We start from the raw sequence: 18,250 nt of genomic DNA on the forward strand, positions 1-18,250 counted from the left end.
GGAAGTAAGTGGCGATGGTTAGGGATTTATTTCATAATCAAGTTAAGACAGCCTTGATCAAAGATGGCTGGACAATCACCCACGATCCTTACTCCGTCAAAATCAGTGAGGCAATTAAAGTGCAGATAGACTTGGGTGCGGAGAGTACTATTGCAGCCCAGCGGGATCAAGAGAAAATTGCTGTTGAAATTAAAAGCTTTATTTCTGACTCAGATATCAGCGAATTCCATGGTGCCCTAGGGCAATATCTCAACTATCTACAGGCATTAGAACTCAAGGATCCACAACGAATTTTATACTTAGCAATCCCAATAGATACCTACACCGAATTTTTTCAAATTCCATTCATTCAGTCATCGATCAAAAAATATCAAATCAACCTAATTGTTTATAATCCTATCCAAGAGGAGATTCAGCAGTGGATAAAATTCAGCACTACCGAAAATTGATTCGTGACATTTTAACCGAGCAAGCCCATCCCTATAACCATTCTCAGGAAGTTGAGCCAAGTATTATCTGTGATGCAGAAAATGATCATTACCAACTCGCTTACATTGGCTGGGAAGATCAAAGGCGTATTTTTGGTATTATTTTACACTTCGATATTAAAGACGGCAAAATCTGGATTCAATATAATGGCACAGAACTGTCCATCGCTCAGATGTTAATAGAAAAAGGCGTATCTGCTACCGATATTGTCATCGGTTTTCACTCTCCCTTTAAGCGTCAATTTGATGGTTATGCCGTAGCTTAGCTTTGATGGACCTTAGATCAGCATTTAGAGGATATCTGATCGGCTAAATAGCCACAGGGATGATGAATGCCTGTTATTCTCAGGAGAAACCCATGAGTTCATTTCCAGATTTACTGAGTCGGATTACCCAAACTCCTGGACAATGTGGAGACAGACCTTGTATTCGTGGTATGCGGATTTGAGTAAGCGATATTTTAGAAATGTTGGCAGAGAATGTATCTGTGTCTGAGATATTAGAAGACTTCCCTGATCTCAATGCTGCTGACATTCAAGCCTGCCTTTTATTCGCAGCTCGACGGACTGATTTCACTCGGCTTACGGCATGAAACTGTGGATTGATGCTCAATTGCCACCCGCCCTCGCCAATTGGCTTGCGGTCACATTCTCACTAGGACAACGTGCCATGCTCCTCAACCGCTAAAATATTGAGGTGGAATTTAATAGGGCTGAAATGATGTTGTATTGGTTGACCTTTCTCCAGGCCCTACCGGCCCCTGCGTTACCTTCTCAACGGTCTACCTCTACACCTCCATCTACATCACCTAGTTCATCAATATCTACTAGCCTGGGAATCGCCACTCCACCAACAGCCCCCATTGCCTTCACTAATCCCGCTGGCCTGCTCTTCTTTCCCGGATTAATTGCTGGCTTAGTCATTTTGCTCCTTCTAAGTGTCTGGGCCTATACAAGGGTCTATGTCATTACCCCCAACAACGAAGCCTTTGTCCGCACGGGAGGAGTATTTGTCAAAAAGAAAATGGTGATCCTCAATGGTGGCTGTGTAGCCTTACCCGGATTCCATGAACTCACCCGCGTCCCGCTGCGGGAAATTTCCATTGATGTGGAGCGCACCGGTAAGTTAGCTGTACGCACCCAGGATTACCTGCGGGCGGATATGCGGGTGACATTCTATGTCTGTATTAATGCCACGGAAGACGATGTACTGACTGCGGCGGCGCGTCTGTCCCAAAACAATCGGATTACCCCCGATGATATTAAAAATGCCCTGGAAAAACGGGCCGATGATGCTATTCGGGCAGCGGCTAAGCATAAATCCCTGGCGGAAATTGACTCCGATAAGCTGGGATTTGCCCAGGAGGTCTTGAATCTGGTGCAGCAGGATCTGCAAAAAGTCGGCCTGACCCTGAACAATATTGCCATTTCCGAGGTTCAGGAAAGTGATACCTACGATGAAAATAACTTCTTTGATGCCCAGGGGGTACGCCTGCGCACGGAAACCATTCAACGCTCCATTCAACAAAAGCGGGAAGTAGAACTCTCGACCCAGGTGGCGATCGAGCAAAAAGAACTGGATGCCCGCAAGCGATCGCTGCAAATTGAACAGGAAAAAGAATCGGCCCAGTTGGATCAACAGCTACAAATTGAAGCCACAAAGGCCCTCCGGGAACGGGAAATTGAGGAAGCCAAGGCCACGGAGTCTGCCATGACCCAGCGCACCAAGCTCCTCCAGTCCCAATCTGTGGAAGAAGAGGAAATTGGTAAACAACTGGCGATTCAGCAAAAACAAATTGAGGTGGATATTCAACTGGAAACCCGCAGCAAGGAACTGAAGGTCGCCAAAACCCTGCAACAACAGGAGGCGGAAATTGTGGAAATCACCCGTCAACAACAGGTGGAATCCAATCGGCTCCATGCCCAGGTTGCTATTGCCGAATCTGAACGCCTGGCCCGCCTGGCCCAAGAAGATATGGCGATCGCCGTTGCCACCAAGAAAAAAGAGAGTTTAATTGCCGAAGCAGAGCGGGCCCGGGCCGAATCGGCCGTAACCACTGCCATTGAGGTCGAAAAAGCCGATCGCCAGAAAAACCTTGCCGTCATTGCCGCCCAGCAGGAAGCGGAAGAAAAACGGGTACTGGATCAAAACGTGATTGAACTGGATGTTTTCCGCCGCCGTCGCCAAGCGGAAATTGCCCAACAAGCGGCGGAACTAGAAGCAGAAGCCATTCGTACCCTGGCCAATGCGGAGCGAGATAGGGCCCTGGCTGAAGCGGAAGGGATTGAAGCCGTTACCGCCGCAAAAAATGTGATTAGTAATGCTAATCTCATTGCCCATGTGATTATTACCCTGTGGCCCCAACTTTCAGAGCAGTTACCGGAAGTCTTGCAGGCCCTAGCTCCCCAACCCGGCGTGATTGGCGATGCCAAGATCTATTCATTCCCAGGGGCAAATGGCGGTAGCGCAGCCCAGGATATTAATAAATTGCTCTTATCCACCAGTGGCTTAACCCTGATTAATGCCCTCTTTGAGGAGGGAAAACTGGGGGAACTCCTTGGTCAAGTCAAAACCTTGCTCACCAACCATTCCCCCAATCTAGAATCTCCCCATCTACAGTCATCACTGACACCACCGATGGACTCCCTGGAACAGAAAGGAGAAGCCGTTTCTTCAGATTCTCCGGATCACTCTGCTTAATTCCCTAGGCAGGAGTGATGGGGATCAATTCCTTAGATGGACTCAAGGGAGATCACCGTTCTTGGGGAATATCATTTCCCGAAGAGATATTATTCTGGTCAACTTGACTGGCTTGGCGAAAACTCACTGCTGGAATCTCTCCCATGGCATTGAGCATGGGCTTCATCGTCAGGCCTTGCACAAACACCGAGAAAGCGACCACCCCAAACGTCACTGTAATAATCTCCGATCGATGGGGTAGCGTCGGGGGCAACCCTAGGGCCAAAGCCAGGGACAAGGCTCCCCGTAAACCACCCCAAAACAGGGCATGTTGGTGGGTCAGTTTCACCCGCAATGGCGAAAGGAAAAATAGGTTACATAGGGGATAAATGGCAACGGCCCGCCCCAGCAAAACCAAGAGAATGGCAATGGAGATCGGCAGTAGTAATAAACCAAAATTTTCATGGGATTCACGGATGCCAATCAGGATAAAAATCAACGAGTTGGCGACAAAGGCCGCATATTCCCAAAACGACTCAACCGAGAGTCGCCCCTGATCGGAAATTGATCCCAGGGATCCTAGGTTCCCAATCATTAATCCCGCTGTCACCGTTGCCAATACCCCAGAGCAATGAAAATGCTCTGCCAATAGGAATGAACCATAGGCCGCCACGGTGGTAAAGGTGATTTCCACTAGGGGATCTTCGGTTTGCCCAGCTAACAGTAACAGGCTACCGGCGACGGCTACACCACAGAGAATGCCTCCCCCCACAGAAATTGCCAGAAAATTAATGGTGCTAGAGACTGTAATCGCCTGTCCCATGGCCAGGGCGATCGCCACCCCAAAGCCCACTGCCGCCGTGCTGTCATTAAATAGGCTTTCTGCTTCAACTAAAAGTCGCAGTCGCCCTTGTACCCCAGTTTCCTTAAAGGTGGCAATGACGGACACTGGATCCGTTGCCGCAATCAGTACACCAAAGACCAGGGCAATGGGCCATTCCCAACCCACAAAGTAGTGCATTCCCGTGGCGGTTATGGCAGCGGATAAAAGCACCCCCACCGTGGCTAAACTGAAAACCACTAAAAAATCTTTCTTTAACTCTTTCCAGCGAATGTAAAACGCCGCTTCAAAAACAAGAGCCGGTATGAAAATAACAAAAATCAGTTCCTTGGATAACTCCACCTGATTCGAGAAGGGAATAAAGGAGAGGGCAATTCCCGCCAGAACTAACGCTACCGTATAGGGAATATTAATTAACCGTGCCACCATTGCGGCGATCGCCGCCACAAAGAGGAAGAACTCAATTTGCTCAATATTTAGATTCATTATTTAGATGAATTGTGCTTAACATAGGCCTGAATCACATTCAAGACCATGGGCCCGCCCACAGAGCCACCCCCACCCCCAGAATTTTCCGCGAAGGCCACCACCACAATTTCCGGCTTATCCGCTGGTGCGTACCCACCAAACCAGGTGTGATGGGGACGAGGTGGATCTTCCCCCGTTCCACTTTTGCCCGCGATCGCAATATTGGGCACATTTAAGGCGGCTCCAGTTCCCCCCGTTACCACTTGCCGTAGGCCTTGGCGGAGAACAGACACCGTAGACGGCTGCAAATTCAAGGATTGCCGCCACTTGTCTGGATTTTCCGTTGAACGAATTAAGTGGGGCCGCACTCGATAGCCATTATTGGCCGGCACGGCAAACATCACCGCCGCTTGCAAGGGCGACACCTGTAATGCTCCTTGGCCAATGGATGTGATCAACGAATCACCATCATACCACCCTTCCCCAAACACCTCTTCTTTCCACTCCGGGGTGGGGATAAAACCAGCGGCTTCCCCAGGCAGATCAATGCCTGTTTTTTCGCCCATACCATAGCGACGCGACCAATCAATCAAGCTTTCTGGGCCAATGCGCCGGGCCACCTGACCAAAAAATGTATTGCTACTCCAGGCTAGGGCTCCGGCAAAGCCCAAGGAGCCAAACCCGGCTCGATTCCAGTCATGAAAGGCAAAGCCACCGGTATTGAGGGCTGAATAGGTCATGAGGACGGAATCCGGGCCAAAGTACTCTGACTCTAGGCCCGCCGTAGCGGTGACAATTTTATAGGTACTGGCGGGGGGAAACCCTTGGAGAGCGCGATTAACAAAGGGATTCTGCCGTCGCTGAAGTTCCTGCCATTGGCTTTCGCTCATTCGCCGAGCAAACCAATTGGGATCAAAGGCTGGGCGGCTGACCAGGGCTAAAATACTGCCATCTTCAGGATCCATGGCAACAATGGCACCGGTACGATTTCCTAGGGCCGCCTCCGCTGCCCGCTGAACATCCAGATCAATACTGAGGGTAATATCATTCCCAGGGCGAGCAATTTTTTGGCCAAGGATGCGGATGACCTTACCTTCGCCGTCCACTTCCACCTGTTGCCCCCCCCAGGTGCCCCGCAGAGTTTCCTCGTAGCTGGCTTCAACCCCCATCTGGCCAATGACATCACCGAGGCGATACCCCTGATCTCGACGTTCCTCTAATTCTTCCGCATTGAGTTCGCCAATATAACCGAGGATATGGGCAGCAATCTCGCCATGGGGATACAGTCTCATGGCTTCCCGATCGATCTCAATCCCTTCTAGTTCGGCCCGATGCTCTTCTAGGGCAACAATTTGAGCCTGGGAAATCCCCTGGGCAACCCGGATCAGGGATGGAGAGTTGACACCGGCCTGTTGTACCCGATGGTTGATTTCTTCTTCAGGAACCTTTAGGATTTGGGCTAATAGCTCTAGGGTACGCGGCCAGTTAGACTTTTTCGCCGCCATGGGCCAAACAAAGACCGAATAGGAAAAGCTATTGCCCGCAAGAACCCGCCCCTTGCGATCGAGTATCTTACCCCGCTCCGGTGGTTTTGGGATTAACCGGATGCGGTTTTCATCGGCCAACTGGCGATTGCGCTGCCCTTCGACAATTTGTAGATAGGCCAAGCGACTGCCCATCCCTGCCACCAATAGCAGGCTGACAATAACTAGGAGAACAATACCCCGCCCCTCTTTACCAACGGTGCGAAAGTAGGCCTGAAAGCCAGTAGAGCGCGTTTTCAGCATTGTCATAATTTAAGGTACGCCATACGATCCGGTGAGGACAAACTCGTTCTATCGGGGGATTACGATTCTTGGGGAATTGGCCCACCATGGACATCATAGCTCTAGAAAATGAATAACTTTCTGGGATAAATGTAACAAAACATTGCAGATTCTCAGAATTCTAGCTATAGTCTAAATCAATGTGGTAATTAATGGATTATGCAAACACCACGCTGGACACGTCTAATTGAATTTCTGCAACGGGATTTGGCCCTGCCCAATGCCGCCATCACCTTTGGACTGAAGCATTGTGAAGAAAAGGTGAATCTCTTGCCAATTGTCCTGTGGCAGTATGGCTTAGTCAGTCTGGAACAACTAGATCGGATTTTTGACTGGATGGAAGCAAGCCACCTCTAAATAAGACTAGGCAAGATTAATCTTCGGAATGGGATTTTTATAAAACTTAATACTTCTCACTTTCCTAAAAGAGCCAGAATAGAAAGTCGATATTCTAGTAGCTAGAGCCACGGTAGCGCCGGCGGGGTTGACCGTCATCTTCAGGTTTAGGCAAGGCTGTAGGTTGTTCCGTTGATACATCTGTGCCCCGATACTTTCCATGGGTAGGTTGGGGGAGGCTGGGGGGAGGTGGTATAGGGGTGGGAACATCTGCGGGGGCTTCTTGACGATTCACGGTTAGATGACTCAGGGCCGCCATTAGGGCATCTTGTTGCAGGGGAAGGGCATTGAGAAGTTCCATAATCCGCGTCAAGTGGGAGACGACACTGGCAACTAGGGTACTTTGTTGAATGCCGGGCAACAGATCCGCTGCCCCTTGGCGAATGGCCCAGCGTCGTTCTGCACTGGTGATGGCTCGTTCTTCCCCCACCGTAATCACAATCGTTAACCCCGGAAAATCTTGCTGGGCTAATTGGCAAAAACGGTAGGGATTGGTGATCGCCATGCCCATATCAATCAAAATTAAGTCGGGGAGGGTGAGGCCCGCTGCTTGCATCTGGCCTAAAACATGAACTAGATCGGCATCATTCCCTTCCCAAATCACCGTAAACCCTTGGGAGGTGAGGATACTATGCCAAATCTCTCCCTGGCGTTGTACAGATTGGGTCATGAGGACAGTTTTAGCCATGCCGGAAATCTTTCATTCACAAATTACGGTAAGGACAGTACCCTAGAATCTCAGTTTTTACGCTTCGGAGTTGTTCACCACTAACAGTTTGCCTGGGCTAAGATGGGCTAAGGGGGCGATCTCCGGTGCAGAAATATCCCTAACAATCCCTAAAATAGGGAAAAGCATGGAAATAAGGACGACTTGATTTTGAGCCAAGTGGATCGCACAGCCCTAAACAATAAACTCTCTCAACGCTTTATTCACCTGGATCCGGGGGGATACTTTATTATTTATTTGGATCCTGACCAAGAACTGATTTACGTTAAGCATTATACCAACGTTATTAATGAGAAGGGTTTGGCGGCTGATCCGGACACCGGTCGTCCCATTCCCACTCGTGGTAAAGTTGAGCGTCAACCCTCCTTCGTCGTCAGCGGGCGCACGGCCAAGGAACTTTGTATCACCCTATTTGAGTCATCTACCCCTAGCCCTGTAACGATGCTCGACCATGCAGCCTATTTGGGGCGGGAGCTAATGCGGGCCGAACTATGTCTAGATTTGGGTTGGGACTATATTCAGGATTAAATATTCAGGATTAAAGGGGAACTATGGCACGGTTGGGGTTGAAATGGCTAGGGACTAAGGGGCGATCGCTCTGGGGGACGTTCCTAACACTCATACTGCTGTGTAGTGGCGTGGGTTGGGGATTGGCTGGCTTGACCGCCTCCCCTAACTTTTCCGGAACCGTGGATGTCCTGCCCATTAATGCCCAGCTAGGAGCCGAGCTTTATCTGAAACATTGTGGTGGCTGTCATATTGGTGTGCCACCGGAAACGTTACCCACGGAATCTTGGCGAATTTTAATTCAAGATACAAATCACTACGGAGCGCGATTAGAACCCATTCCCCGCATTGAACTCACGCCGGTTTGGAACTACCTACGCACCTACTCCCGGGAATTACGACCGGGTGAACAAACGCCCTTTCGGGTGGGGCGATCGCGCTTTTTTCGGATTCTCCATCCCCGGGTAGACCTTCCCGACCCCATTAACCTAGGGGGCTGTGTTAGTTGCCATCCCCAGGCAGCGGCCTATAATTTTCGTCAACTGACACCGGAATGGCAAGAGTCTCCCTAGTTTCCCTAAATGGTCTCCCTAAATCGTCCATAGGAAAAGGCCCCTAGGAGCGGATGCCGATGGTTCCCTAGGAGTAAATCGGTGATGACGTGGGCAGTGATTGGTGCTAAAAGAATGCCATTGCGATAATGGCCTGTGGCCAGGTAAAGATTCTGCCAAGGACTCTCTCCTAGGATCGGCCCTTCATCCGGGGTAGCTGGTCGGTAGCCCCACCAGGTATCCATCAGTTCAAAATCCGCTAGGCCGGGGTATAGGGTTAATGCTTTAGCTAGGAGAGCATGGATCCCTTCTACGGTATTGCCCGGTTTAAAGCCAACGGTTTCACTGGTTGCGCCAACAATGATCTTCCCCGATCGCCGTGGTACTAGATAAATTTGATCCCCATAGATGACCTGGGAAAAGGGCAGGGGGCGATCGCCCGGGGTCTGTAAGGCTAACATTTGTCCCTTGCGGGGGGTGACGGGGATGGGTAAAAGGTTTTGGCTCCAAGCTCCGGTTGCAAGGACATAGCGATCGCCCGCCCAAGTGCCTTGATTGGTCAGCACAGACTCTACTCGTCCCTGGGTTGTCTGCCATCCCTGCACCTCAATCCCTTCAATTAAAGGAATCCCTAAGGTTGTGACCGCAGTGCGTAACACTTGGGCCAGGGCCCGATTATCCACCTGGCCATCGGCGGGAAACCACCAGGCCCCCTCCACTGTCTCTCCCAAACCTGGCTGCTGATGATCGAGAGCGGCACGATCTAACCAACGACTTCCCGACTCAAGGGCTGGCTCAAGGATAGGGGACTCAAGGGTAGGAGAGACTTGGTGGGATGATTGTTTCAGGACGGGAGCTAAAATCCCACAGGGCCAATAGCCAGCATCTAGACCCGTTAACTGTTCTAATTTGGTGATCCAGGTTGGGTAGCGATCGCGACTTTGGCAACACAGGTCTAAGAGTGGCCCTGGGGGTAAATCTTCTGCCTGGGGTGCTAACATTCCGGCGGCGGCATGGAGGGCAGCCTCTTGAAAATTACGACTGAGTACCGTGGGATGGGCCCCTGCCAAGGCCAGTTCAATGGCAATGGCCAACCCCATGGTTCCACCGCCAATAATTAAAACATCGTGATGATCGTGATGACGTTGACTAGGGGACATAAGCAGACGTAGGGACTGAGATAGGACGCATTAACCAGCAAACTTACGGCAAACTAAATTATCTAAAAATCAAATTATATAAAAATCGTTAACATCCTCCCCCATCTAAAATTTTACTGATATACTTTCTAAGTTTCTAGATTGATCAAGGATTAGGTCAATGGCAGACTGGCAGAAAATCTCCGGTGGTATTACTGCGCCCAAGGGGTATCGGGCCGCCGGGATACGCGCTGGCTTAAAGCCCTCTGGACTACCCGACTTAGCCTTGATTGTCTCCGATGTCCCCGCGATCGCCGCCGGGGTTTTTACCACCAGCCATGTTTGTGCCGCCCCAGTACAGTACTGCCGCGAACGTTTACAGGCCAAGGCCAATGCCCAGGCCATTCTCTGTAATGCCGGCCAGGCCAATGCGGCCACCGGTGCCCAGGGCTGGACAACGGTTCTAGATCAGGCCCAGTTGGTGGGGGATGCTCTCAATCTGCCACCCGAGTCGGTGTTTGTCGCCTCCACCGGAGTCATTGGTAAACCCATTCCCCTCGATAAAATTCGCACGGCCCTACCAACACTCATCGATCAATTAACGGACAGCGGCTCTGACGCAGCAGCCCAAGCCATTATGACCACGGATTTAGTGCCCAAGGCGATCGCCCTCGAAGCAGACTTTGATGGCCATCCGATTCGGATTGGTGGCATTGCCAAAGGGTCAGGGATGATTCACCCCAATATGGCCACCATGCTAGCCTTTGTTACCTGTGATGCCGCCGTCTCCCCCCACCTCTGGCAAGAAATGGTCAGTCGGGCCAGCGATCGCAGCTTTAATCAAATTACGGTGGATGGTGATACCAGCACCAACGATACCCTATTGGCCCTGGCCAATGGACAATCTCGCACTCCAGCCATTATCGACCCGGGGCCCATTGCCGAGCGTTTGGAAGCCATGCTAACGGACGTTTGTATGTACTTAGCCAAATCCATTGCCCGGGATGGAGAAGGAGCCACCTGCCTACTGGAAATCCAAGTGCAGGGAGCCAATGATGATGCCTCTGCTCGGGAAATTGCCCGCACAGTAGCCGGTTCCATGTTATTCAAGTCCGCTGTTTTTGGCCGTGATCCCAACTGGGGAAGGATTGCTGCCGCCGTGGGACGCGCCGGAGTCTATTTTGATCAAAATAACTTAAGCATCCAACTGGGAGATATTCTGATGATGGAGCAGGGGCAACCCCTCAACTTTGATCGTGCCGCCGCCAATGCCTACTTGGTTCAACAGGCCCAACGGGCAAATCAGTCCGAATCAGGCCAGTCCGTTTCCCATCCCGTCGTCATTCAGATTAGTATTGGTCAGGGGGGTGGCCAGGGAATCGCCTGGGGCTGCGATCTAAGTTACGAATATGTCAAAATCAATGCCGAATACACCACCTAAAAATGTGCCAAACTAGGAAAAATGTAAACACTGGCGTGGGTCACAAACGATATGAATGCCCAGGAGTTACTCAAGCGTTATGCCGCCGGTGAACGGGACTTTAATCGGGCTAGCCTAAGTAATGCCGAATTGATCAATGCAGATCTGCGGGGAGTCAACCTAGCGCGGGCCGACTTGGAATGGGTTAACTTGAGTGGGGCTAAACTGACAGGAGCCAATCTCAGCGGAGCCGAAGTCGTCAATGCAACCCTGATCAAAGCAGACCTCGTGGATGCCAATTTAGGGGGAGTCAATCTGGGTCGTACAGATCTGAGTTGGGCCAATCTCACCCGAGCCAACCTGAGCCGTTCAGAATTAGGGGAAACTACCCTGCGGGGAGCCAATCTTCAGGGGGCGGATTTAAGCCGGGTGGATCTGGCGGAAGCGGATCTCCGGGGACTGGGCTTAAATGGGGTCAATTTGCGAGGGGCGAACCTACAGGGAGCTAACCTCCATGGCAGCGAATTGATTCAGGCAATTTTAGCCCGTGTTGATCTGATTGAAGCGGATGTGAGCAATGCCAATCTCACGGGAGCAAACCTGAGTGGGGCCAATCTCACACGGGCCAATCTATCTGGCGCAAACTTTACCGGAGCGGATCTCAGCCGCGTCGATCTCACCGAGGTCACCCTAGCCCAAGCGAATTTAACCAAGGCCAATTTAAGTGGGGCAGAACTGGCCCAAGCGGATCTGTCTTCCCTAGAACTGTGTGAAGTGAATCTGGGGGGGGCAAACCTGAGTGGGGCCAATTTAACGGATACCAATTTGAGTCGGGCCGACCTGAGTGGGGCCAATCTGCGGGGTGCAAACCTGAGTCGGGCGAAACTGGTGGGCACAAACCTGCGGGGCACCAATTTGCAAGGGGCGAATCTCAACGGGGCCCTGCTGGATGGGGCCGATTTAAGCCAAGCGGATCTCCGCAGTGCCAACTTAAGTGGCTTAGTGCTAAGTGGTGTCACCCTGCGAGGAGCAAACTTGAGTGGGGCCAATCTCCGGGAAGTGGAGCTAACGGAGGCTAATTTTAGTCGGGCCGATTTAGTGGAGGCCAACCTGAGTCGGGCCCGATTGATTGGGGTCAATTTAAGTCGAGCTACCTTGAGCGAAGCTAATTTAAGCCGAGCCACCCTGAGCGGTGCCACCTTGAGTCGAGTTACCCTTAGCGGTAGTTTAATGGGAACGGTGGATCTCAGTGGTGTGAATTTAGGGGGAGCAGATTTAGGGGATGCAAATCTATCGGGGTCTAATTTGTCTAGGGCGGATTTAACGCGGGTGAATTTAACCGCAGCAGATATGAGTGGGGCGAATCTGAGTGAGGTAGATCTGCGGGGAACCATTATGCCCGATGGCCGTCGCCGAGGTTAGCCATGGAAGGACTTGTGATCTTTGGCAGTATTTTACTGATTGCGGCGATCGCCCTGTTTTTTGTTCAGCGTCACTACAACCTAAAGTTACGCAGTCTGAAGCTGGCGGATGCCATGACCACGGTTGAGCTTCACCAATTAGCCGATCATATCGCCCACGAAATTGGCTCCGGTAGCCTGCGCCGCTACGTTAAGGTTTCCGGTGTCATTACCTGTGAAAATCCCCTGATCTCCGAGTTGAAGCAAATGCCCTGCGTGTATTACACCATGAGTGTCACCCGTGAGTACGAAGAAGATGTGCGAAAGACCGATAGTGATGGTAAAACCTACTGGTCAACGGAACGCCGTTCCCAAACCATGAGTAGTAATAGCCAATCCACCCCCTTTTTTGTCCGCGATCGCCACGGTGATGTCCAGGTTAATCCCAGTAACGCCGCCATCGACACCGTATCTGTTCTGGATGAATTTCGCTCCGCTGGCTCTAGCAGTTCCTTTTCCGTGGGGGCATTCCAGATGAATCTGAATATGTTCTCCCAATCTGGAAGCCGTACCATCGGCTATCGCTACAAAGAGTCTATTTTGCCCCTCAATCGCCACGTCCTTGTAGTTGGTCTAGCCAGTGATCAAACCAGCGTACTCCAAATTGAACAACCCACGGAGTCCGGCAAAAAGTTTTTTATCTCCCTTAAGTCTGAAGCATCCCTGAGTCAGGAAACCAAAAATACCATGACTTATGCTGGCGTTGGTACGGCTGTTTCAGGAGTATTAGGTGTTATTTTTCTACTGATTGCTTTGTTGTCCTAGTTTACCGTTTTAGCTGAGTCTTAGTGTCTTCGTTTTCTAAACTAATCATTCCCAAGCTAATCATCTGGGGGAGCGGGTTTAATGAGTTCCACCGCATCCCGTTCATCGAGATCGTAGAGCCATACTTTCACAACCTCCTCCCGGGCCGTGGGCAAGAGTTTGCCAATAAAGTCGGGGTGAATGGGGAGTTCCCGATGGCCCCGATCCACCAGAACCAAGAGCCAGATCGCCCCGGGCCGGCCATAATCATGGACTGCATTTAAGGCCGATCGCACCGTTCGTCCGCTGTAGATGACATCATCCACCAAGAGAACAACCTTCCCCGACAGATCCACCGGGATCGATGTCCGCTGGGGAGTCCGGGGGCCAATGCGATCTAAGTCATCCCGATAGAAGGTAATATCTAGCTCCCCCACCGGGATAGTTTCTCCCTCCAGCAGTTCCAGTTGATTCGCTAGGAGGTTGGCCAGGGGAATGCCACGGGTATGAATTCCCAATAACACTAAATCCTCTAAGCGGCCACGGCATTTTTCCACCACCTGGGAGGCTAACCGAGTGACGGTTCGACGCAGATCATCCGCATTCAAAATTTCAATGGTTTCAGAAGACATGGCCCTATATCTCTCCCTTATATTTGCTACTTTAGGGCACAAGTGTCTGGATCGTGGTTACATATTTCCCCGAATATGCCAGTATTAAGCCCATAGCCTATAGGCCAACCTGCTATGATGAGCCTGAGGTTTTATACCTATTGACAAGTGTGAGTGAGTGCGCGTAAAGGAGTCTCCTGTGGCAAGCAAGGTCGTCATGGACTTTAGCGGTCGTCCGTTTCATTTCATTGGTATTGGTGGGATTGGTATGTCGGCCCTGGCCCATATCCTTGCCAAGCAGCAACTTCCCGTTTCTGGGTCAGATCTTCGCTCCAGTAACTTGACCCAACAGCTACAGCAACTAGGAGTAACGGTTTTTTTAGGCCAGGAGGCGGCAAACTTAGAGGCCTACCCCTTGGGAACCCGGGAGTTTGATTTACCCCAGGTGATCTGCTCCACTGCCATTCGTAAAGATAATCCTGAATACAAAGCTGCCCTAGACCTCGGTTGCCCCATCTTCCACCGCTCCGATGTGTTGGCTGCCCTGATGAAGCGATCTCAAAGTATTGCGGTTTCAGGAACCCATGGCAAAACTACCACCAGTAGCATGATTGGCTATATGCTCCTCCATGCCGGTTTAGACCCTACATTGATTATTGGCGGTGAAGTTTCTGCCTGGCAGGGCAATGCACGGGTGGGCAATAGTCGCTATCTGGTGGCGGAGGCGGATGAGTCCGATGGCTCTCTGCGGAAATTTGGGGCGAATCTGGGCATCATTACCAATATTGAACTGGATCACCCCGATCATTATCAATCCTTGGATCAGGTCGTTGATATTTTTCAGCAGTTTGCCAATGATTCAGAAATTATTATTGGTTGCTATGATTGCCAAACGGTGCGCGATCGCATTCACCATCCCCGCCTCCTCTCCTATAGCCTGAATCGCAGTACTGGCGCAGATTATTCCGTGGATCATATTCAGTACGGCTGCCATGGAACCACGGCACGGGTTTGGGAACGGGGTATTTCCCTGGGCTTACTGCAATTAAAAGTTTTAGGGCAACATAACCTCCAAAACGCCCTAGCTGTGATTGCGGTGGGTCGGTATTTAGGAATTGACTTTGCCACCATTGCCGCTGCTTTAGCCACCTTCGAGGGGGCACGTCGCCGTTTTGAGGAACGGGGCCAGGCCAATGGCATCCGCTGTATTGATGACTATGCCCACCATCCCAGTGAAATTTCAGCAACCTTGGCTTCGGCTCGCCTCCAACTGGGCCGGGACTCCCAATGGAAACGGATTATTGCTGTCTTCCAACCCCATCGCTATAGCCGCACCTTCACCTTTCTGGAGGAGTTTAGCCGCTGTTTTGGTGATGCAGATACGGTGATTTTGACCGACATTTACAGTGCCGGAGAGGCCAATTCGGGATTGGTCACTGGCCAAGACTTAGCCGATCGCCTCAGTGAGCATCATGATCAGGTCTTTTATAGTCATAGTTTTAGCCAAGTAGAAACGACCCTAGAAAATATGTTACGGCCCGGGGATCTGGTCTTATTTTTAGGAGCCGGCAACCTCAATCAGATTATTCCCAATGTTCTCGCGGCGCAAAACTGTATGGGTGTGAGTTCACGCACGGAGGCCATTGCCCTATGACCCTTTCATCTAGCCCGATTAATCCGTCCGCTGGTCGTTGCCCCATTCGCCCGCAGGTCTCCTTGGCGGATCTAACGACCCTGAATGTGGGGGGGCGGGCCCAGTGGTTTGTTGCGCCCCAAACCATTCCAGAACTTCAGGCGGCCTATCAGTGGGCCCGGGAACAGGCCCTAGAGATTACGGTACTGGGGGCAGGGTCTAATCTTTTAATTAGCGATCGCGGCCTGTCAGGGTTGGTCATTTGTACCAAATATTTACGCTACATTAAAGCGGACGAGCAAACGGGGCAATTGACAACCGGAGCCGGCCAACCCCTACCCAAACTGGCCCACCATGCGGCTAAACTGGGCTGGCGGGGTCTAGAGTGGATTGTGGGTATCCCCGGAACCGTGGGCGGTGCGGTGGTGATGAATGCGGGGGCCCATGGGGGTTGCACCGCAGAGCATCTTGTTTCCGCCTTGGTACTAGAACCCGATGGTGGACTCTCATTATTAACGGGACGGGAACTGGCCTATGGCTATCGTCATTCCTGTTTGCAAGGAACGCAGCGACTGGTGCTACAGGCCACTTGGCAGTTGGAGCCAGGACACGATCCAGCCCTCGTTAAGGCTGATACCCAGGAGCATCTAAATCATCGCTTGAGTACCCAGCCCTACCATTTACCCAACTGTGGCAGCGTCTTTCGCAATCCCGTGGGCCATGCCGCCGGTAACCTGATTGAACGATCTGGACTGAAGGGCTATCAAATTGGCCAAGCCCAGGTGGCTGAACGTCACGCTAACTTCATTCTGAATCGGGGGGGAGCCAAGGCGTTAGATGTTTATCAGTTGATTCAGCATATCCAGGCCCGTGTCGCCGATCGCTGGGCAATCATCTTACAGCCAGAAGTAAAAATGCTTGGGGACTTTGCCTAAGGGTTCCTATGTCTTTGGGCCTGTGCATGATTGTTCGCAATGAAGCTGAGGAACTGGCGGCATGCTTGGCCAGTGTCCAAGGGGTGGTGGATGAAGCCATTATCCTGGATACCGGGTCAGAGGATAGCACCATTGAGATTGCCCGAAATTGGGGGGCAAGGGTTTATGAAGCACCCTGGCCAAACGACTTCGCCGCTGCCCGTAATCTTGCTCTAAGGTACGTAACAACGGATTGGGTTTTGGTTTTAGATGCCGATGAAACCCTGATACCAGCGGTGGGGGCTGTTCTACCCAACATTTGCCAACGTCCTGATTTGCTGGTTGTCACCCTTGTCCGCCAAGAAGTGGATGCCATTCCCCCCTATTCCCAAGTGTCCCGCCTCTTCCGTCGCCATCCAGAGCTTTACTTTCACCGTCCGTACCATGAATCAATAGACGACAGTGCCCTTGCCCTGATTGAGCGGGAACCCCATTGGCAAATTGCCCACCTGGAAGATATTGCCATTCGCCATACGGGCTACCGCCGCGATCGCCTAGTGGCCCGGAATAAACCAGCCCTAGCCACAAAAATCATGGCCACCTATCTGGCCAAGCACCCGCAGGATGCCTATATCTGTGCTAAGTTGGGCGGCCTCTACCTCGGTCAAGGCGAATTACAGGAGGCGGAGAAAACCCTGAAGCAGGGCCTCAGAGTTGGGGAACGACCCGCCCAGGTGTCCTTTGAACTGTATTATCAATTGGGGAATCTTTACAGCTATCAGCAATTGTGGCCCGAGGCGATCGCCCACTATCAGCACTGTTTAGAAACCGGCATTCCACCCCTCACCCAAGTGGCAGCCTACCTGCGCCTAGGGGAGGCTCAAAAATACGCCAAACAATGGCCCCAGGCGATCTCTTCTTATCAAGCGGCCATCGATCGGGATCCAAACCTGGCGATCGCTTACCAAAATCAGGCGGTATTACTGTTTAGATTGGGGCAAATTCCCACGGCCCTAGAGCAATTTCGCCGGGCGATCGCCCTGTTTGACGATCAAAACCCTGAAGAGGCCCAACGACTACGCCAAGAACTAAGGTCGATAGGGTTTTCCCTGTTGAGTTAAATTCGTTAGATATTAGGCTACTAGCTGCGCAGTCTCACAGATTTATCCGTCTTTTGGGCAAACTTCAAAAGCCAACTCATGGCGGTAAAAACAAACGTTGAACTCTGCAAAGAAGTTCATGTGGCCTAAAATAACAGGCACATCTCTCATCTCAGTCCAAGCAAATCCTAGCAGAACAGGAGGGAATTGAGAGATCTGACCCGCGACAACCAAGCCGCGCGACTCACTCCGCGCTAAATTCCCGCTTAATGGAATAGAGACCCCTTGATTTTCCCATACTGCGCCTAGCTGTAAACCAATCTCGTAGGGCAAAACATTAACACTCGCACCTGTGTCTAACAATCCTGTCACTTCTAGAGAGCGATCGCCCAGTGTGAGCATTAAAGGAATATATGGCATGATGACCGATCTGCCCAGATTATCTATTCGTTCAGTGAATGAATAGATCTGCCCATCACGCATTAGATGCTTCCTTTGCAGCACCTAAAAGATCTGCCAACGCTTGAACAGAGGCACTATCGGTTTGAGGCGACCAGACCACGGCTTCAGTGGATGCAAGCTGTTGGAGTAACTCCTTTGCTGGATCAGTTTCTCCAGATAGTTCTAAGTTACATCCTTCTTCCTTGGCAACCGCCAGTAGGAGGACATGAATCAGTCGAAGCTTGTCTTGAAGAGATAACTCATGAACGGTCGGCAATAGATCGCTGAGGGACATATTACTTGCT

The 18,250-nt window shown here is 51.2% G+C and carries 19 protein-coding genes and 1 pseudogene; 13 read left to right on the plus strand and 7 right to left on the minus strand.

All coding sequences use genetic code 11. The annotated features are described in order from the left end of the window. Nucleotides 1–14: 14 nt before the first annotated feature. From L3556_RS03460 to L3556_RS03475, 4 genes and pseudogenes are all read left to right on the plus strand, one after another. A complete protein-coding gene (locus tag L3556_RS03460) occupies nt 15–449 on the plus strand; it encodes an element excision factor XisH family protein (RefSeq protein ID WP_277867588.1) in 435 nt (144 codons plus the stop codon). Continuing rightward, on the plus strand, nt 419–754 hold the full coding sequence (locus L3556_RS03465; protein ID WP_277865920.1) for a XisI protein: 336 nt from the start codon (nt 419–421) through the stop codon (nt 752–754). The genes L3556_RS03460 and L3556_RS03465 overlap by 31 nt, the downstream gene beginning before the upstream one ends. A gap of 92 nt (nt 755–846) precedes the next feature. Next, nucleotides 847–1,080, plus strand: a pseudogene (locus L3556_RS03470) (DUF433 domain-containing protein). 125 nt (nt 1,081–1,205) lie between these two features. Beyond that, nucleotides 1,206–3,188: a flotillin family protein gene (locus tag L3556_RS03475; RefSeq protein WP_277865921.1), complete on the plus strand. Its 1,983-nt coding sequence runs from the start codon at nt 1,206–1,208 to the stop codon at nt 3,186–3,188. A gap of 52 nt (nt 3,189–3,240) precedes the next feature. On the opposite strand, the gene L3556_RS03480 is transcribed toward L3556_RS03475, so the two are convergent. After that, a complete protein-coding gene (locus L3556_RS03480; RefSeq protein ID WP_277865922.1) occupies nt 3,241–4,494 on the minus strand; it encodes a cation:proton antiporter in 1,254 nt (417 codons plus the stop codon). Next, nucleotides 4,494–6,269 carry a penicillin-binding protein 2 gene (gene mrdA, locus L3556_RS03485; protein WP_277865923.1) on the minus strand — a complete coding sequence of 592 codons (1,776 nt, stop codon included), beginning with the start codon at nt 6,267–6,269 and terminating at the stop codon, nt 4,494–4,496. The genes L3556_RS03480 and mrdA overlap by 1 nt, the downstream gene beginning before the upstream one ends. A 192-nt stretch (nt 6,270–6,461) precedes the next feature. On the opposite strand from mrdA, the gene L3556_RS03490 reads away from it, so the two are divergent. Next, the gene (locus L3556_RS03490) at nt 6,462–6,659 is read left to right on the plus strand and encodes a DUF2949 domain-containing protein (protein WP_277865924.1); all 198 of its coding nucleotides are present in this window, start codon (nt 6,462–6,464) and stop codon (nt 6,657–6,659) included. A 94-nt stretch (nt 6,660–6,753) separates the two neighbouring features. Here L3556_RS03490 and L3556_RS03495 read toward each other — a convergent pair whose 3' ends face one another. Beyond that, complete coding sequence (locus L3556_RS03495; protein WP_277865925.1) at nt 6,754–7,386, minus strand: response regulator; 633 nt, start codon at nt 7,384–7,386, stop codon at nt 6,754–6,756. A gap of 186 nt (nt 7,387–7,572) precedes the next feature. Here L3556_RS03495 and L3556_RS03500 point away from each other — a divergent pair, with 186 nt between their 5' ends. Both L3556_RS03500 and L3556_RS03505 read left to right on the plus strand, forming a co-directional pair. Then, complete coding sequence (locus L3556_RS03500; RefSeq protein WP_277867589.1) at nt 7,573–7,953, plus strand: DUF4346 domain-containing protein; 381 nt, start codon at nt 7,573–7,575, stop codon at nt 7,951–7,953. A gap of 23 nt (nt 7,954–7,976) precedes the next feature. Further along, nucleotides 7,977–8,504, plus strand: a complete 528-nt coding sequence (locus L3556_RS03505; RefSeq protein WP_277865926.1) for a cytochrome C — start codon at nt 7,977–7,979, stop codon at nt 8,502–8,504. A 5-nt stretch (nt 8,505–8,509) separates the two neighbouring features. Here L3556_RS03505 and thiO read toward each other — a convergent pair whose 3' ends face one another. Continuing rightward, a complete protein-coding gene (gene thiO / locus L3556_RS03510; RefSeq protein ID WP_277865927.1) occupies nt 8,510–9,643 on the minus strand; it encodes a glycine oxidase ThiO in 1,134 nt (377 codons plus the stop codon). A gap of 160 nt (nt 9,644–9,803) precedes the next feature. Here thiO and argJ point away from each other — a divergent pair, with 160 nt between their 5' ends. Genes argJ through L3556_RS03525 form a run of 3 tightly spaced genes read left to right on the plus strand, consistent with a single transcriptional unit; the run spans nt 9,804 to nt 13,267 of the window. Next, nucleotides 9,804–11,063 carry a bifunctional glutamate N-acetyltransferase/amino-acid acetyltransferase ArgJ gene (gene argJ, locus L3556_RS03515; RefSeq protein ID WP_277865928.1) on the plus strand — a complete coding sequence of 420 codons (1,260 nt, stop codon included), beginning with the start codon at nt 9,804–9,806 and terminating at the stop codon, nt 11,061–11,063. 51 nt (nt 11,064–11,114) lie between these two features. Continuing rightward, nucleotides 11,115–12,464 carry a pentapeptide repeat-containing protein gene (locus L3556_RS03520; RefSeq protein WP_277865929.1) on the plus strand — a complete coding sequence of 450 codons (1,350 nt, stop codon included), beginning with the start codon at nt 11,115–11,117 and terminating at the stop codon, nt 12,462–12,464. Nucleotides 12,465–12,466: 2 nt separating this feature from the next. Beyond that, nucleotides 12,467–13,267: an E3 ubiquitin ligase family protein gene (locus L3556_RS03525; RefSeq protein ID WP_277865930.1), complete on the plus strand. Its 801-nt coding sequence runs from the start codon at nt 12,467–12,469 to the stop codon at nt 13,265–13,267. 56 nt (nt 13,268–13,323) lie between these two features. Here the strand turns inward: L3556_RS03525 and pyrR are convergent, their stop codons facing one another. After that, nucleotides 13,324–13,878, minus strand: a complete 555-nt coding sequence (gene pyrR, locus L3556_RS03530) for a bifunctional pyr operon transcriptional regulator/uracil phosphoribosyltransferase PyrR (RefSeq protein ID WP_277865931.1) — start codon at nt 13,876–13,878, stop codon at nt 13,324–13,326. A 196-nt stretch (nt 13,879–14,074) separates the two neighbouring features. Here pyrR and murC point away from each other — a divergent pair, with 196 nt between their 5' ends. The 3 genes from murC to L3556_RS03545 are packed head-to-tail and all read left to right on the plus strand — an operon-like array spanning nt 14,075 to nt 17,525. Then, on the plus strand, nt 14,075–15,511 hold the full coding sequence (gene murC, locus L3556_RS03535; protein WP_277867590.1) for a UDP-N-acetylmuramate--L-alanine ligase: 1,437 nt from the start codon (nt 14,075–14,077) through the stop codon (nt 15,509–15,511). After that, a complete protein-coding gene (murB, locus tag L3556_RS03540) occupies nt 15,508–16,425 on the plus strand; it encodes a UDP-N-acetylmuramate dehydrogenase (RefSeq protein ID WP_277865932.1) in 918 nt (305 codons plus the stop codon). Before murC ends, murB begins: the two co-directional genes overlap by 4 nt. Nucleotides 16,426–16,451: 26 nt before the next feature. Continuing rightward, entirely contained in the window at nt 16,452–17,525 is a 1,074-nt protein-coding gene (locus tag L3556_RS03545; RefSeq protein WP_277865933.1) for a glycosyltransferase, read from the plus strand. Nucleotides 17,526–17,567: 42 nt separating this feature from the next. Here L3556_RS03545 and L3556_RS03550 read toward each other — a convergent pair whose 3' ends face one another. Continuing rightward, entirely contained in the window at nt 17,568–17,987 is a 420-nt protein-coding gene (locus L3556_RS03550) for a retroviral-like aspartic protease (protein WP_277865934.1), read from the minus strand. Next, nucleotides 17,980–18,240: a hypothetical protein gene (locus L3556_RS03555; protein ID WP_277865935.1), complete on the minus strand. Its 261-nt coding sequence runs from the start codon at nt 18,238–18,240 to the stop codon at nt 17,980–17,982. Before L3556_RS03555 ends, L3556_RS03550 begins: the two co-directional genes overlap by 8 nt. Between the last annotated feature and the right edge of the window lie 10 nt (nt 18,241–18,250).

This window comes from Candidatus Synechococcus calcipolaris G9, assembly GCF_029582805.1.
Classification (GTDB): Bacteria; Cyanobacteriota; Cyanobacteriia; order Thermosynechococcales; family Thermosynechococcaceae; genus Synechococcus_F; species Synechococcus_F calcipolaris.

Bases quoted from the DNA above. Each gene is read 5' to 3' on its own strand.
- L3556_RS03490 (WP_277865924.1), top strand. From the start codon at position 6,462: ATGCAAACACCACGCTGGACACGTCTAATTGAATTTCTGCAACGGGAT.
- L3556_RS03555 (WP_277865935.1), bottom strand. From the start codon at position 18,240: ATGTCCCTCAGCGATCTATTGCCGACCGTTCATGAGTTATCTCTTCAA.
- L3556_RS03520 (WP_277865929.1), top strand. From the start codon at position 11,115: ATGAATGCCCAGGAGTTACTCAAGCGTTATGCCGCCGGTGAACGGGAC.
- L3556_RS03525 (WP_277865930.1), top strand. From the start codon at position 12,467: ATGGAAGGACTTGTGATCTTTGGCAGTATTTTACTGATTGCGGCGATC.
- L3556_RS03550 (WP_277865934.1), bottom strand. From the start codon at position 17,987: ATGCGTGATGGGCAGATCTATTCATTCACTGAACGAATAGATAATCTG.
- thiO (WP_277865927.1), bottom strand. From the start codon at position 9,643: ATGTCCCCTAGTCAACGTCATCACGATCATCACGATGTTTTAATTATT.
- murC (WP_277867590.1), top strand. From the start codon at position 14,075: ATGGACTTTAGCGGTCGTCCGTTTCATTTCATTGGTATTGGTGGGATT.
- L3556_RS03480 (WP_277865922.1), bottom strand. From the start codon at position 4,494: ATGAATCTAAATATTGAGCAAATTGAGTTCTTCCTCTTTGTGGCGGCG.
- murB (WP_277865932.1), top strand. From the start codon at position 15,508: ATGACCCTTTCATCTAGCCCGATTAATCCGTCCGCTGGTCGTTGCCCC.
- L3556_RS03495 (WP_277865925.1), bottom strand. From the start codon at position 7,386: ATGGCTAAAACTGTCCTCATGACCCAATCTGTACAACGCCAGGGAGAG.
- mrdA (WP_277865923.1), bottom strand. From the start codon at position 6,269: ATGACAATGCTGAAAACGCGCTCTACTGGCTTTCAGGCCTACTTTCGC.
- L3556_RS03505 (WP_277865926.1), top strand. From the start codon at position 7,977: ATGGCACGGTTGGGGTTGAAATGGCTAGGGACTAAGGGGCGATCGCTC.
- L3556_RS03460 (WP_277867588.1), top strand. From the start codon at position 15: ATGGTTAGGGATTTATTTCATAATCAAGTTAAGACAGCCTTGATCAAA.
- argJ (WP_277865928.1), top strand. From the start codon at position 9,804: ATGGCAGACTGGCAGAAAATCTCCGGTGGTATTACTGCGCCCAAGGGG.
- L3556_RS03475 (WP_277865921.1), top strand. From the start codon at position 1,206: ATGATGTTGTATTGGTTGACCTTTCTCCAGGCCCTACCGGCCCCTGCG.
- L3556_RS03545 (WP_277865933.1), top strand. From the start codon at position 16,452: ATGATTGTTCGCAATGAAGCTGAGGAACTGGCGGCATGCTTGGCCAGT.
- pyrR (WP_277865931.1), bottom strand. From the start codon at position 13,878: ATGTCTTCTGAAACCATTGAAATTTTGAATGCGGATGATCTGCGTCGA.